At 60.5% G+C, this 13,229-nt stretch carries 13 protein-coding genes; 8 read left to right on the forward strand and 5 right to left on the reverse strand.

Annotated elements, in window-relative coordinates:
- Positions 1-157: 157 nt before the first annotated feature.
- Positions 158-457: a DUF1236 domain-containing protein gene (locus AC0L3D_RS24895; RefSeq protein ID WP_027156174.1), complete on the reverse strand. Its 300-nt coding sequence runs from the start codon at positions 455-457 to the stop codon at positions 158-160.
- Between the two features lie 354 nt (positions 458-811).
- Between AC0L3D_RS24895 and AC0L3D_RS24900 the strand changes: the two genes are divergently transcribed.
- The 3 genes from AC0L3D_RS24900 (at position 812) to AC0L3D_RS24910 (ending at position 3,487) form a co-directional block, all read left to right on the forward strand.
- Complete coding sequence (locus tag AC0L3D_RS24900) at positions 812-1,132, forward strand: DUF3606 domain-containing protein (protein ID WP_287257902.1); 321 nt, start codon at positions 812-814, stop codon at positions 1,130-1,132.
- A gap of 277 nt (positions 1,133-1,409) precedes the next feature.
- Positions 1,410-2,813, forward strand: coding sequence for a sensor histidine kinase (locus AC0L3D_RS24905; RefSeq protein ID WP_473646183.1), 1,404 nt, complete (start codon positions 1,410-1,412; stop codon positions 2,811-2,813).
- Positions 2,813-3,487 (forward strand): LuxR C-terminal-related transcriptional regulator, encoded by a 675-nt coding sequence (locus tag AC0L3D_RS24910; RefSeq protein ID WP_473534029.1) that lies wholly within the window; start codon positions 2,813-2,815, stop codon positions 3,485-3,487. The genes AC0L3D_RS24905 and AC0L3D_RS24910 overlap by 1 nt, the downstream gene beginning before the upstream one ends.
- Positions 3,488-3,521: 34 nt before the next feature.
- Here AC0L3D_RS24910 and AC0L3D_RS24915 read toward each other — a convergent pair whose 3' ends face one another.
- Positions 3,522-4,136: a hypothetical protein gene (locus tag AC0L3D_RS24915; RefSeq protein WP_473628914.1), complete on the reverse strand. Its 615-nt coding sequence runs from the start codon at positions 4,134-4,136 to the stop codon at positions 3,522-3,524.
- Positions 4,137-4,979: 843 nt separating this feature from the next.
- On the reverse strand, positions 4,980-5,720 hold the full coding sequence (locus tag AC0L3D_RS24920) for a DUF1236 domain-containing protein (protein WP_473646122.1): 741 nt from the start codon (positions 5,718-5,720) through the stop codon (positions 4,980-4,982).
- A gap of 747 nt (positions 5,721-6,467) precedes the next feature.
- Between AC0L3D_RS24920 and AC0L3D_RS24925 the strand changes: the two genes are divergently transcribed.
- Positions 6,468-6,770, forward strand: coding sequence for a DUF982 domain-containing protein (locus tag AC0L3D_RS24925; RefSeq protein WP_473646123.1), 303 nt, complete (start codon positions 6,468-6,470; stop codon positions 6,768-6,770).
- A 276-nt stretch (positions 6,771-7,046) separates the two neighbouring features.
- Here the strand turns inward: AC0L3D_RS24925 and AC0L3D_RS24930 are convergent, their stop codons facing one another.
- Positions 7,047-7,481 carry a glycine-rich domain-containing protein gene (locus tag AC0L3D_RS24930; RefSeq protein ID WP_473534026.1) on the reverse strand — a complete coding sequence of 145 codons (435 nt, stop codon included), beginning with the start codon at positions 7,479-7,481 and terminating at the stop codon, positions 7,047-7,049.
- Between the two features lie 453 nt (positions 7,482-7,934).
- On the opposite strand from AC0L3D_RS24930, the gene AC0L3D_RS24935 reads away from it, so the two are divergent.
- The 4 genes from AC0L3D_RS24935 (at position 7,935) to AC0L3D_RS24950 (ending at position 12,560) form a co-directional block, all read left to right on the forward strand.
- A complete protein-coding gene (locus tag AC0L3D_RS24935; protein WP_473534025.1) occupies positions 7,935-8,408 on the forward strand; it encodes a (2Fe-2S)-binding protein in 474 nt (157 codons plus the stop codon).
- Between the two features lie 11 nt (positions 8,409-8,419).
- Complete coding sequence (locus AC0L3D_RS24940; RefSeq protein ID WP_473646125.1) at positions 8,420-10,666, forward strand: xanthine dehydrogenase family protein molybdopterin-binding subunit; 2,247 nt, start codon at positions 8,420-8,422, stop codon at positions 10,664-10,666.
- A 229-nt stretch (positions 10,667-10,895) separates the two neighbouring features.
- A complete protein-coding gene (locus AC0L3D_RS24945; protein WP_473628910.1) occupies positions 10,896-11,789 on the forward strand; it encodes a LysR family transcriptional regulator in 894 nt (297 codons plus the stop codon).
- A 111-nt stretch (positions 11,790-11,900) separates the two neighbouring features.
- Positions 11,901-12,560, forward strand: coding sequence for an SDR family oxidoreductase (locus AC0L3D_RS24950; RefSeq protein WP_473628909.1), 660 nt, complete (start codon positions 11,901-11,903; stop codon positions 12,558-12,560).
- Between the two features lie 281 nt (positions 12,561-12,841).
- Here the strand turns inward: AC0L3D_RS24950 and AC0L3D_RS24955 are convergent, their stop codons facing one another.
- Positions 12,842-13,222 (reverse strand): hypothetical protein, encoded by a 381-nt coding sequence (locus AC0L3D_RS24955; RefSeq protein WP_473628908.1) that lies wholly within the window; start codon positions 13,220-13,222, stop codon positions 12,842-12,844.
- Positions 13,223-13,229: the final 7 nt, after the last annotated feature.

The raw sequence follows: 13,229 nt of genomic DNA on the forward strand, positions 1-13,229 counted from the left end.
GGGGGGGGCGTGGCCGGCCACCCCTCACTCACTTTGCCCCCCGGCCCCCCCCCGCCCCCCCCCCCCCCGGCCGCCCCCCCCCCCCCCCCCCCCCCCCCCCCCCCCCCCCCCCCCCCCCCCCCCCCCCCCCCCGCGTCTCCTCCCCAGGCTATTTCAGTCAATCGATGATTTTAACGATCCTGCGTGTGCCTGGATCGACAAGAACGGTCCGATTGTCGACGACGACGTAGCGATATTGGACGTCGGGAACTTCATGAAGCTCGACCGTCTCGGGCAGCGCCGAGCCGATATTGAGCTCCACGCCAAGCAGGTTCACCGAGGCGAGCGGCTGCTTTTTCACATACTCCCTGATGACGGTCTCCTGTTCGGGCTGGATGATCACGTCCTGGGCAGCCACGGCGCCGACACTTGCCAGCAGCAGAAATCCTGCGGCTGCAGTGGAAAGATGCATTCTCATAAGTTTTTCCTTCCTGATGAGCTGTCTTGCGCTGGGACGCATCTTCGTCGCGCCAAGCTCACCTTCAACAACGAGACAGCTGCAAACGTTCCGCGGCTGGGCATCGGTCCTACCAGAGACGCCGTGCCGATGGACCTAAGTCTGAATTGTCGTGCGCAAAGGGCGACGATGGCGTGTGGCCCGGAACCACGACTGCCAGCACTCGTTGCTCGCCGTGCGTCACGGGAGGAATCGTTGGAGAATAGTGTTCACCAAGCCCGCTGGCTACTTGCACCGGTCTTCGCTGTCTCCATTGCCTTCCTGGCAATTGGAATAGTCGTCAGCTGATGAACGACCGACTTAACGATGTGGCTGATGGACGAAGATATCTGCGCAGCTAAGTCCCTTCCTGCGCCGATAAGGGACCACCCGCCATTCCTCGATTTGGCGGGTGGTCCCTCGTTTGCGTCCAATGTTCAAACGAGCTTTAGTGGGAAAACGGAAATGGACGACAACAACAAAGATCGATCGTTTCTCGACCGCGACCGCCTTTCGGTGGACCAGTATTACGAGGTGGAGCATTTCGCGCGAGAAAATGGCGTTTCGCCCAGCCAGGTCAGCAGGCTGATCAAAAAGAACGGCAACGATCGGGTGACCCTTACGCAAGCGGTGAGAGCATTGCGCGACCGGAAGTGAAAGACGCCGCACCTTCCGTCGCGCTGCCAGGGGCGACCGGTGCCGGCAGCACGTGGTTGAGGAGTCATATTTGCTGCCTCGCTCAACCATGGCAGTGGCGCTTGCGCAAAAAAACGCAAGGTCGCGGTTTTCGTCCAGCCCGCAAGCCCTAAGTTCCCTTGTTATTGATCGGTGCAGATCAAAGATGGCGTCATTTAGCGTCGTTCGACGACAGATTGGCTGGTTCTCTCGAATCGTGCCGCTGGCGCGACGCGCCGCCGACCGGGCCGGTGGAGATATGGCGCCATACAGACCGACAAGATTGCTCGATCGGTGGAATGCACTGTCGCTGGCCACTCAGTTTCTGCTCGCCGGCGGGCTGTTCTCGCTGTCGGCGATGATCGTGGTGGGAATGTCCGTGACAAGCCAGATTGAAGCCGCGGTCACCCGGAACTCGGCCGCCTCTACCGCTCTTTACGTCGACAGCGTCATCGCGCCGCTGCTTCCCGACATGCGCAGGAGCGAGATGCTGGACGAGAGCGTTGCGCACGCGCTGGATGAAACGCTGGGACAAGGCGCACTCGGCACAAGGCTCGAATCGTTCAAGCTCTGGCGCCGCGATGGCACCATCCTCTATTCAACCAATAAAAATTTGGTCGGGAAGCGCCTTCCACTCAGCGACAATCTCCGGGCCGCATTCGCCGGCGACATGGTTGCTGAATTGGACAGGGACTATGATAACCAGGCTGAGAGGGACAGTAGCCTGCATCTTCTTGAAATCTATAATCCGATGCTTCAGCCGTGGTCGGGCGAAGTCGTGGCTGTTTTGGAATTCGACGAGATCGCCACCGATTTTGAAAAGGATCTCCGGCAGGCACTCGTTCGGACCTGGTTCGATGTCGCAGCAGTCACCGCGGTTTTTTTCCTCGGGCTTTCGGTAATCGTTTTTCGTGGCAGCCGCACGATTCGTTCCCAGAGCCGCTCCTTGAAGCAGCGTATTGCCGAACTTTCCGATCTGGTCGCTCAAAACAGAATGTTGAGGCTGCGGGTGCAACGTGCTTCGCAGCGCGCCACGGCACTTAACGAACGTCACCTCAGGCGAATCGGCGCGGACCTGCACGACGGGCCGGCGCAACTGGTTGCCCTCGCTGCGCTGGGGATTGACAGCCCCGTGCTGACCGATCCGGCCACGCCGGCTGCGGCGCGCGCACGGGAATTGCAGGTGGTCAAAGCGAATCTGGACGATGCGATGCGAGAAATCAGGAATGTCAGCAAGGGTCTTATGCTGCCGCATGTCGAGAATGCCGAGTTGACGGAAATCCTCGAGCTTGCCGTGCGAGCGCACGAAGAGCGGACCGGCGTCAAAGTGATGCTGTCCATGACCGGGAGCCACACACCCTTGTCGCCAGCGGCCAAGATCTGCATCTTTCGCTTCATTCAGGAGGCGCTGAACAACGGCTTTCACCATGCCGGGGGTGCCGATCAATCGGTCGCGAAACATTTCGACGGGGAGCGCGTTTCTATCGAGGTTTCCGACACCGGCCCAGGTTTCGACCCGAAGATCATCCATCCTGAACGGCTGGGGCTCATCGGGCTGCGTGAGCGGGTAGAAAGCCTCGGCGGCCAATTTGATGTAACATCTTCACAGAACGGCACGGTGGTGAAAATGGTTCTCAACACAGTCGAAATAGGACAGGCGTGATGGCAGCGGCCATAAAGCTCGCCATTGTCGACGACCATCCGCTGTTCAGGGAAGGCGTTGTGCGCACCCTCGAGCAGATCGGCGGGTTCGAGATCGTTGCCCAAGGCAGCAGTAGAGATGACGCCTTGCGGATATCGGAAGACCAGCAGCTCGATATTCTGCTGATGGACATCTCAGTGCCTGGAGGGGGCCTCAGCGCAGTCGGGCCGGCCTTGGAGCGGCACCCGGATCTGAAAATCGTGATGCTGACCGTTTCGGAGGAAAACCAGCACGTCATGGCCGCCTTGCAGAGCGGGGCAAGAGGCTATGTCCTAAAAGGTGTCGGATCGAGAACCCTGGCCGCCATACTGCGCACGGTGGCGATGGGCGAACGGTATGTTTGTCCGCAATTGTCGGCGCGCGTGTTGGTCGACCTGTCCAGCCAACCAACCGCGATCGAGAAACCCGACGTTCTGGCCGAACTCACCAGTCGCGAAAGAGAGATCCTGACGCTCGTTGCCGCGGGATTGAGCAACAAGCGGATCGGTCTTCAGCTGAACCTGCACGAGAAAACCATAAAGCACCACATGACGCGGATTCTGGCCAAGCTCAATGTGAGCAACCGGACCGAAGCCGCGATGACATTGCGCGACGCGACCGAGCATCAGCATCCGCCTGTCCGCGATCCTGCATGAAGCAAGACAGCCTTGCGGCCTGTGGAACGCGCCATCACTCGATCATCCGGAGCAGTCTTGCCCGATCGGATTTCTTTGCCTGCCGCCGAATGATGGTGCGGCCCATGGCATCGCGCATCTCGTAATGGCCGCCGTCGATGCGCTCGCTCAGCCCGTTGGAATGCACCACACCCACGCTTGCCCCGCGCACCTCGATCCGGTCTCCAGTGGTCACGTTGATATACGTCTTGGGCTTGTTGCCAGGATTTAGCGCGGTAGCCGGATTTGTCGGGGGAGTGACGTTCAGTGCTTTTGTTTTGTTCGCATTGCCGTTCGGGTCCGTGGCCTGTGGGGCTGCGGCATTTCCAGGGTCTGTGGCATTTCCAGGGTCTGTGGCATTTCCAGGAGCGTTTCCAGAGTTGTCGGGGCTTTCAGTGTCTCCTGAGTTGCCGGAGCCAGAGTTGCCGGAGCCAGTGTTGCCGGAGCCGGAGTTGCCGGAGCCAGTGTTGCCGGAGCCGGAGTTGCCGGAGCCGGAGTTGCCGGAATCAGAGTTGCCGGAGTCTGAGTTCCCAGCGTTCCCAGAGTTCCCTTGTGCCCAGGCGGCCTGTGGGCTTAGCGTCAGGGACAGGCCGTCCTGTGCCACACGGTAGGGGCTGACGACGAGAACCAAGGCCGATGCGCTCAGGCAGATGGCGACGCGAAGCCCTCGAAGAGATTTGAGACTGCGCTGCGATTGAGGCCGGGCAGGCCGCGCACCGGCGAGAACTCTTGTCTCACAATGCTTCGGGCGCTGCGGCCGTATTGCGTTTGTGATCAATGAATTTGCCAATAGCACGCCAGAATATCCTTTTACCGTCACGCCCTATGTTGCATCTCTGCCTATTTCGAATTCGCCCAAGTCAATCCTTCGCCCAAGCCAATCTTCTGAACTGCACCGATTTATCAGGCTTTCGCCATCATCGGGCTGTGTCAAGACCCACCAGTCTCGAGGGGGAGAACCGGTGGGTCTCGCTGGCGCAGGAAGGGACTCATAACTGCGCGAGTGCATTGCCTTCATCGGTGGACCTCATCAGCCGATGAAAAGCCCAACGGCTCCAACCCCGAACGCCAGGCCAAATATCGGAAAAAGCAGCCAACGTGCCTGGTGAATGCTGGGGTCCATTGCAGCCTCCTGTCACGGTGTCGGGATCGCAACGACGCCAGCAGGAGCTCGGTTCCTACAAACTCCCCCATTTCAGGCTTTTGCCATAGCGGTCCCGGACCAAAGCACTGCCTGGGCCAGCCCATGGTCGGCAAGCGGCCAGACCGAAGTCCTAGCTCAGGCCTTTTGAGCAGGGAGGACGCCGTCCAGATGTAATCCAGGTGGGAAGCGGCTGAAGAAACCTCGACACGCAGAAAGCCTGTCAGTTTGAACAGGCGTAATAGCCGTGCCTTTGGTGGCAGAGACTGGTCCATGCAAACGAGGGGTCCGCCGTGGGGGCAGCGGACCCCTCGTTTAGCCCGAACTAGGGCGTCAGGCCAGAATAAGGACGATCTTGAATGTATCCGGGTCGACGATGACGATACGGCCATCGGCCAACACGAAATACTGGTACTCTTCGTAAGCTGGGACGATCTCGATGATTCGCCGTGGCAGAGGACGCAGTTCAACCCTCTGCCGCGGAACCTCGACACCCACTGAGATGTCAAAATCGACGTCGGCAACCGGTTCGACCTTTTCCTCCTTGAGGATCTGGGTGATTTCCGTTTTCTGTTCAACGGTCACATTGCTGATCGCGCCGGTCTCCGTCTCATCCTGTGACTGAGTAGTGCCGCCCTGGGTCTGCTGCTCGGTGGTGGTACCGGCCTCGCCCTGGGTCTGCTGCTCGGTCTGGGTCTTGGCCTTGTCCTGCGCCTGTTGCTCGGTCGTGGCGCCAGCCTCGCCCTGGGGCTGCTGCTCGGTCTGGGTCTTGGCCTTGTCCTGCGCCTGTTGCTCGGTTGTGGCGCCAGCCTCGCCTTGAGTCTGCTGCTCGGTGGTTACGCCGGCTTTACCCTCGGCTTGCTCGTCGGTCTGCATCTTCGCCTTGCCTTGAGCCTGCTCCTTGGTGGTGGCGCCGGCCTTACCCTGTTCGCCCATCGCACCTTCCGGGCAACCGGCCGAGCCGGCCGGGCAGTCGGTGCCGGACTGGCTTTGGGCCGGCTGCTGTTCCTGAGCGAATGCTGCGCCACAGCCAACGCCTATGGCCAGCATACTGGTGATCAGAACTTTTTTCACGAGACGTCTCCTTCGAAAAGTCTGTCCCTTCATGGGGAAAACCACCTCTGGAATGTTTTGTTCCAGGCGAATTGACCGGGCGCGGAAGCCGCGTCCAGGCGCGCGCCGGACTGAGCCAGCGAGCGCGCCGAATAGGCCGTGTCCTTGTTCCAGCAGAGGCGCGGGCTCTCCGTTCGGCCCACTCTTCCAACTGGCGGTTGGTAGACGCCGGGCAGCCGGCACGCGAATGATTTTTCTCGGTCCGCGCGCACCGGGCACATCTCAGCCCCCCAAGCCGTGCTTGACCGCTTGATCGCCCGTCGCACCTGCGGGTACGGCGGGCTTTTTTTGCCTGTGCCAGCCTGTGAGGCTGGAACACTGTCCTGCGAGGACAGTTTGGTGCCAGCAGCGTAGTATTGTCCCCTCATACAATGCTGCGAGATCGGTAGCTCCGGTCAGCCCGCGTCTTCTCCCCGAGGGCGCGGGCTTTCTGCTGTTGTCCAGGCCTTCCGGCGTGACGAATGCTGCCGACGGCCTTTGCGAGAGTTCGGTTTCATCGGGAGCGATGGCGTTCGCCCGTCCTCGGCTGCGGGTTGCAGCGCTACACAGCGACGTTCCGCATGCGGTCCCTGTCCTGCGAGGAGGTTTGCTTCAGTCCCGAATTGGCCGCTCCTTGACAGCAAAAAGTGCGCTTCACATATTTTCCGCAGCCGTCGCTCACGGCTCTCGTGGAAGCTCAAACACTCGTTCAGTTGAATGGAGGTTGTAATGAACGACAGGACTTTCGACCGGCCTGTTTTCGTCAGGAAAGGGGAGTTCATGGTGGAGGAAATCGAATGCTTGGCCGATGCTTTCGAGTGCCTGCAGGAATGGCCGAGCAATCGCAGAGGGCCAATCTTTGACACGGCGTTCCGCGCCTGCCAGCGCGCCTATGATGGCCAGGTTCCCATTTCAGTTGCACGCGAGGCCTTCGCCGGCTTCGCGAGATCGGCCAAGATCCTCGAGGACGTCTCTGCAGCAATGCCCTGGATGACGGCACAGAAAACCGGTCGCGGTGGCGTTACTGCCTAACCGATGTAGCTGCCTGAGGCGCGTTGCGTTGGAATGGACTCGTGCGACGCATGCGGCGCGCTTGGGGTTTTTGTGGTTACGCATGCCGTTATTGCAAACCGCTGCGCACCCTCAGTTCCTGCCCGAGGGCGTGCTTTTGCGCGACATGCATTACATTAGCGAAAAGATGGCCGGCGCCGCAGGGAGCGGGGGAGGTGGGGTCGCCTAGGGTGGCGCCGAGCCAGGCGGCATTGGGTTTCGCCACGACGAAAGGCGTAGCAAAGTTCGCCAGATCGGTTATGGCGTGACGCGGAAGTTCGCCGGGCCTCCGAGGATTCCCCTTCCAACGTTGTTTGTTCGACGGGCTTTACCTGCGCGCTCGCCGATTCGGAGCGGCGTTCTCGGAAGGCGTCCAACCCAACCGCCTTCGGTCGGTTCGTGATGGATATCCCTGCCCAGCACACCACGGCAGAAATCGTCCCAGTAGCTACGGGTGTACACGAGGTGCAGGTGCCAGGCTTCATCGACTTCCTGCGAAGGGGTCAGCATCTCGTCAGAGACGCACATCAGGTAGACGAATTTTTTGTATTCTTCGACGAGACGCTGCGCAAACTCCGGCGGCCAGCCGTTTTCTCGGGCAAGCCTGGCCGAGAAGGGCAGATCGATGTCGGGTTGATCGAAATTGTAGCCTTCAATGCGGTGCCAGAGATTGAGGTCGCTTGGTCCGCTCATCTGCCCTCTCATCGACGGTGGAACGACAAGAACTATAGCACATTCTGTGGAATACACCGGTGGGGTACGTGTTTGCGTCTCTCTAGCTCCGCATCATCGTCGGCGAACTCCGTTGCAATTATGCCCACTCCGCCGGGAGAGGGCAGCCATTCCGCGCAAGCTCGGCGATCCAATCGACCGACCCGGCTTGCTGAGTTCCACTGCGCACCTTCTTTGAACACAGTGAACGGCAATGCCGGCGCTGACCGCGCAAACGCGGACGTGCCTCGCCTGTGTGACGCATTCAGAAACCACGTTTCTAAGGTCATGCAAATTGCGCAGTCTAATCCAGCATCGCCCGGCGAGCTAGCTTTAGCGCTAGCCACCAAATTGCCAATGTCTCAGTCGGCCGGGAAGCCCCAGGCCGCTTGGGAAACCTGTTCGGGTGGAGCAACCCAGGAGAACCTACCGGCCATGATCTCACTGAATATCAACGGGCGAGAGCACGAGATTGACGTTGACCCCGAAACTCCGATCCTTTGGGTCCTGCGTGACACGCTCGGAATGAGCGGCACCAAATTCGGCTGCGGCGCAGCGCTCTGTGGCGCCTGTACGGTGCATCTGGATGGCGAGGCAATCCGCTCGTGCAGCACACCGGTTTCCGCCGTTGAAAGCGGCAGGATCACCACGATTGAAAAGACAACCGACGGCACCGACCGTGTCGGCTCGGCTGTCCACGCTGCATGGGTCAGGCACGACGTGGCACAATGCGGCTACTGTCAGAGCGGCCAGATCATGAGCGCGACGGCTTTGCTCGCGTCGCTGTCGCCCGGCGCGCAGCCGACCGCCGAAGAGATCGACTCCGCCATGGCCGGAAACATCTGCCGCTGTGGAACCTATGCCCGTATCCGCGCCGCTATAGCCGACGCCGCCAGCACCCTCGTCTGAAGGAGACGCATATGTTCCCCAACATGGATCACAAAGAGCTGCCGCGTGCGCTGCAACACATCCTGGAACGGGGCCGTTCAACGACGGTCCAGGCGATGCCACGCCGCAGCTTTCTCAAGCTGACGGGGACCCTCGGCCTGGCTGTCGGCATTTTCCCTGATTTGGCAGTCGCGCAGTCGTCCGAGGCCGATGAGGCGGCAGCCAGTCTGAAGCCGACCGAGCAGCCCTCTGCATTTGTCCACATCGCGCCCAATGGAGAGGTTACGGTCACAATCAACCGGCTGGAGTTCGGTCAAGGCGTCCAAACGGCATTGCCCATGATCCTTGCCGAAGAACTCGATGCGGACTGGAACCTGGTGCGCAGCCAACTCGGCACCAATGACATGGCCTATGTCGATCCGCTCTTCGGCATGCACCTTACCGGCGGTTCGAACACAATCAAGAACAGCTTTACGCAGTATCGCGAGCTGGGTGCTCGTGTTCGCGCCATGCTGCTGGCGGCCGCGGCGACCCGCTGGAACGTGGAGGCGTCCATTCTGCGAACCGAGGCCGGCGCGGTTCTGGCCTCCGATGGCCGCAAGCTCGGTTATGGAGAACTTGCCGAAGCGGCCATGGCCTTGCCAGTGCCGCAGAAGATTGCGCTGAAGGATCCCAAGGATTTCCGCATCATCGGCCAGCCCACCCGGCGTTTGGACGCTCAAGCCAAGAGCAGCGGCCAACAGAGTTTTGGCATCGACTTCAAGCTGCCGGGACAATTGACGGCCGTGGTGGCTCGTCCTCCGGTCTTCGGAGCCAGGATAGCCACCCTGGATGACAGCGCAGCCCGCGCCGTCAAGGGCGTGAGGGCCGTCCTGCGCGTGCCGCTGGATCGCGGTGCCGAGGGCGTGGCCGTCGTGGCCGACGGATATTGGCAGGCGTCTCAGGGCCGCGATGCCCTTAAGGTGGAGTGGGACACATCTGCCGTCGAAAAGGTCGATAGCGAACGGCAACTCGCGCACTATCGCGAGATGGCCAGTCGGCCCGGCCCGCGCCAGTTCGATTCAGACATGGTGCCATTGGAAACGGCGCCGCTGAAGCTGGAAGCTGAGTTCGTGTTCCCGTATCTCGCCCACGCGGCGATGGAACCGCTGAACTGCACGGTACGGCTTGCCGATGATCGTGCCGAGATCTGGATGGGAAGCCAAAGTGCCGGACCCGATGCCGCCGCTGCCGCGGCCGCGCTCGGCCTCAAGCCGGAACAGGTCGTGCTTAACGTGCAGATGTCGGGCGGCGGCTTCGGTCGGCGCTTTTCCAGCACCTCCGACACCGTGGTCGAGGCCTGCGAAATAGCCAGGGCCGCCAGGTCGGCGGGGCTGAATGCACCGATCCGTACGCTTTGGAGCCGCGAGGACGATATGAGGGGCGGCTACTACCGTCCACTGCACCTGCACCGCGCCCGCATCGGCTTTGACAATCAAGGCAAGGTGCTGGCCTGGGATCACAGCATCGTCGGCCAGTCGATACTTACCGGAACCGTGTTCGAGCAGTTCATGGTGAAGAACGGCATCGACGCCGCCACGACGGAGGGCATGCGGGCTCCCTATCCGCTTCCAATGCGGCTGACGGTGCATCATCCCAAGGACAACGTGCCGGTTCTGTGGTGGCGCAGCGTCGGCTCCACCCATACGGCTTATGTGATGGAGACCCTGCTCGACGATATAGCGCGTGCAACCGACCAAGACCCTGTAGCCTACCGCATGCAGCTCTTCGGCGATCAGCACATCCGCCATCGTGACGCATTGCAGCTGGCCGTCGACAAGAGCGGGTACGGCAAGACGCAATTGTCCGAGGGGCGGGCCTGGGGTGTGGCGGTGCACGAGTCCTTCAGCTCAGTGGTCGCTTACGTAGTGGAAGCCTCTGTTGCCGATGGACAGCCTAAACTGCATCGGGTCACGGCCGGGGTTCACTGCAATCTGGCCGTCAACCCTCTGACCGTGGAGGCGCAGGTACAGGGCGCGGCGATCATGGGCTTGTCGATGTGCTTGGCAGGCTCTGCAATAACGCTCAAGGACGGCGTCGTCGAGCAGGGCAACTTCAGTGACTATACGGTGGCGCGCATCACGGACGTGCCGGAATTCGACATCCACATCGTCCCTAGCGCCGAACCGCCCACGGGCATGGGCGAGCCCGGCTTACCACCATTGGCGCCGGCATTTGCCAACGCAATAGCACGGCTCACGGGAAAACCGCTGCGTCAATTGCCGCTCAATCTGAAGTAGCCGTTTTTACGCCAGACCGCTTCTGCTCGCTGCGTGCTGTTCCGGCAGCGAGCAAGGCAGATAACGCCTTGTCGGCGCTCGGCTGCCATCGGGGCGTTCGGAATCCGCGCAGTACCAGGCAGTCCTGATGCTGACTCGTGCCGTCGGGGCGCGCGGAGCATAAATATGACGAGACAGGTATGCTGATGATCTGCCATAATCCTCATGGATACAGAAATGAGGTTTATAGGTGAGAAAAGGCGACTTCAGCGAATGGGCTGTGTTTATCGCGGTTGCCGAGGAGGGGAGTTTTACACGCGCGGCCGCGAAGCTCGGCCTCTCCCAATCCGCGCTCAGCTATGCGGTGCGCATGCTCGAACAACGGATCAGTGTGCGGTTGATCTCGCGAACGACGCGCAGCCTGTCGCTGACCGAGGCAGGCGAAAGGCTGCTTATCAGCCTGCGGCCGGCATTCGACCATATCGACAGTGAAATTGCTGCGCTCACCGCGCTTCGCGACAAGCCTGCAGGCACGATTCGCATCACCACGTTCCGGCATGCCGCCCAAACTGTCCTGTGGCCCGTATTGTCGAAACTGCTGCAGAATTATCCCGACATCATGGTTGAGGTCCATGTCGATGAAGGTCTCACCGACATTGTCGCAGAGCGCTTCGACGCCGGTATCCGCATGGGTGAACAGGTGCAAAAGGACATGGTTGCGGTCCGGATCAGCCCAGACGTCAGGATGGCAGTCGTGGGATCCCCGGCCTACTTTGCCAATCATCCCGCCCCGCAGACACCCCGCGACTTGAGCGAACACCGATGCGCAAGCTATCGCCAGAACACCGGGGGCGGCCTTTATGCCTGGGAGTTCGAACAGGACGGTGTCGAACTTGAGGTCCGGGTCAATGGACCGGTTATTTTCAACGACAGCGAGATGCTCTTGCATGCCGCAGTCGATGGCTTGTGTTTGGTGTACACGTTCGAAAACCAGATATCCCAGCATATTGCGGACGGCCGCCTGGTCCGGGTGCTGGAAGACTGGTGCCCGCCATATTCGGGCTACCACCTCTATTATCCAAGCCGGCGGCAGCATACTGCCGCCTTCACGCTTCTGGTCGACGCCCTCCGATACAGGGGGTAAGGGGTGGCCGATCATTTATCAATGTGATTTCTAACTTCATGCCGATTATGCCGTCTAATCGGCCGGCGCGCCATCACCTAACTTCCTGATCATCGAAAACAGGAGTTGGATATGAGCAAAGTCTGGTTCATCACAGGGGCTGGCAGCGGCATCGGCGCCGAAACCGCCAGGGCGGCACTGGGAGCAGGCGATCGGGTGGTCGCCACCGGCCGCAATCCCGACAAGATAAGGAACGCCCTGCGTGGTGTCGCCAGCGACAGACTTGCGGTCGTCCAGTTGGACGTGGCCGATGCAATTCAGGCCAAGGCGGCCGTCGACAAGGCGATGGAGGCGTTCGGCCGCATCGACGTTCTGGTCAACAATGCCGGTTACAGCCTGCTCGGCAATTTCGAAGAGTTGACCACCGCTGAATTCGATGGGCTGATTTCGACCAATCTGCACGGCGTGGTTCACGTCATGCGTGCGGTCATTCCGGTCATGCGCAAGCGGCGCTCAGGACACATTATCAACGTCAGTTCGCTCGCCGGAATCATCGGATTCAAGCATTGCGGAGCCTGTAGCGCCGCCAAGTTCGCCGTCGAAGGCCTTTCGCAGTCGGTGGCTCAGGAAGTCGCTCAATTCGGCATCATTGTCACAGCCGTCGCGCCGGGCTTTTTCCGCACCGACCTCCTCGACGATCAGAACGCCAGGCAGCAGCACCATCGACGACTATGCTGCAGAAGGCAGCGCCAAAGCCATGTGGTCCGGCTACAACGGCAAGCAGCAGGGTGACCTCGCCAAACTTGGCGACGCCCTTGTGAAAATCGCCGGCATGGACAATCCGCCCAAGCAGTTTCTGGCCGGTAGCGACGCCGTTACGGCGACAAGGGCAAGCGCAACACGAACAACATCACCTGGACCAATCTGACAGAGCAGGGCGAGGACACCCAGGGCAGCCATACGAGAAGTTGGGGCTGGGATCATCCGACTGTGCTGCAGAGCAACCGTGTGGTCAGTTTTACCAGCAGCAGCAGCGCGCTCGTTTCGATGCTCCTGCAATCGTACCCGAAGTACTAGTCAGGGTGGCTCGCCGACCAGCCATTGCAATGGCCGATTTCGTGGCGAAGGACTGCCTTCGGCGTAGCTAGCCCAAAGGTCTTGTCGATCACAATCACGGTGCAGGATGTCTTGTTGGTGATCGCTGAGCACCCGCGCTGGGTAAAGGATGACTTCGTCGCAACCATGTATTCGGCAAACAGCTTTGCGCAAGCCGTGACGACCTTCTTCTGAGGCAGATAACGCACGGTCAACTGGCCGGTATAGGCGTGATCGAAGCGGGCGGGCGGGTTCCACTCGGCATCGTTCTTCCCGGCCATGGCCAATGAGGGGCTGAGGAAAAGAACCACAAGGAGGAAAAATCGCCGAGACATATCACATCCGATGATGTTGGACATCGGATGT

The organism is Mesorhizobium sp. WSM4837, from assembly GCF_055811435.1.

What these genes read in the sequence shown, in the direction of transcription:
- AC0L3D_RS24895 (WP_027156174.1), bottom strand. Translation starts at nt 457, where the DNA reads ATGAGAATGCATCTTTCCACTGCAGCCGCAGGATTTCTGCTGCTGGCA.
- AC0L3D_RS24900 (WP_287257902.1), top strand. Translation starts at nt 812, where the DNA reads ATGGACGAAGATATCTGCGCAGCTAAGTCCCTTCCTGCGCCGATAAGG.
- AC0L3D_RS24905 (WP_473646183.1), top strand. Translation starts at nt 1,410, where the DNA reads ATGGCGCCATACAGACCGACAAGATTGCTCGATCGGTGGAATGCACTG.
- AC0L3D_RS24910 (WP_473534029.1), top strand. Translation starts at nt 2,813, where the DNA reads ATGGCAGCGGCCATAAAGCTCGCCATTGTCGACGACCATCCGCTGTTC.
- AC0L3D_RS24925 (WP_473646123.1), top strand. Translation starts at nt 6,468, where the DNA reads ATGAACGACAGGACTTTCGACCGGCCTGTTTTCGTCAGGAAAGGGGAG.
- AC0L3D_RS24930 (WP_473534026.1), bottom strand. Translation starts at nt 7,481, where the DNA reads ATGAGCGGACCAAGCGACCTCAATCTCTGGCACCGCATTGAAGGCTAC.
- AC0L3D_RS24935 (WP_473534025.1), top strand. Translation starts at nt 7,935, where the DNA reads ATGATCTCACTGAATATCAACGGGCGAGAGCACGAGATTGACGTTGAC.
- AC0L3D_RS24940 (WP_473646125.1), top strand. Translation starts at nt 8,420, where the DNA reads ATGTTCCCCAACATGGATCACAAAGAGCTGCCGCGTGCGCTGCAACAC.
- AC0L3D_RS24950 (WP_473628909.1), top strand. Translation starts at nt 11,901, where the DNA reads ATGAGCAAAGTCTGGTTCATCACAGGGGCTGGCAGCGGCATCGGCGCC.
- AC0L3D_RS24955 (WP_473628908.1), bottom strand. Translation starts at nt 13,222, where the DNA reads ATGTCCAACATCATCGGATGTGATATGTCTCGGCGATTTTTCCTCCTT.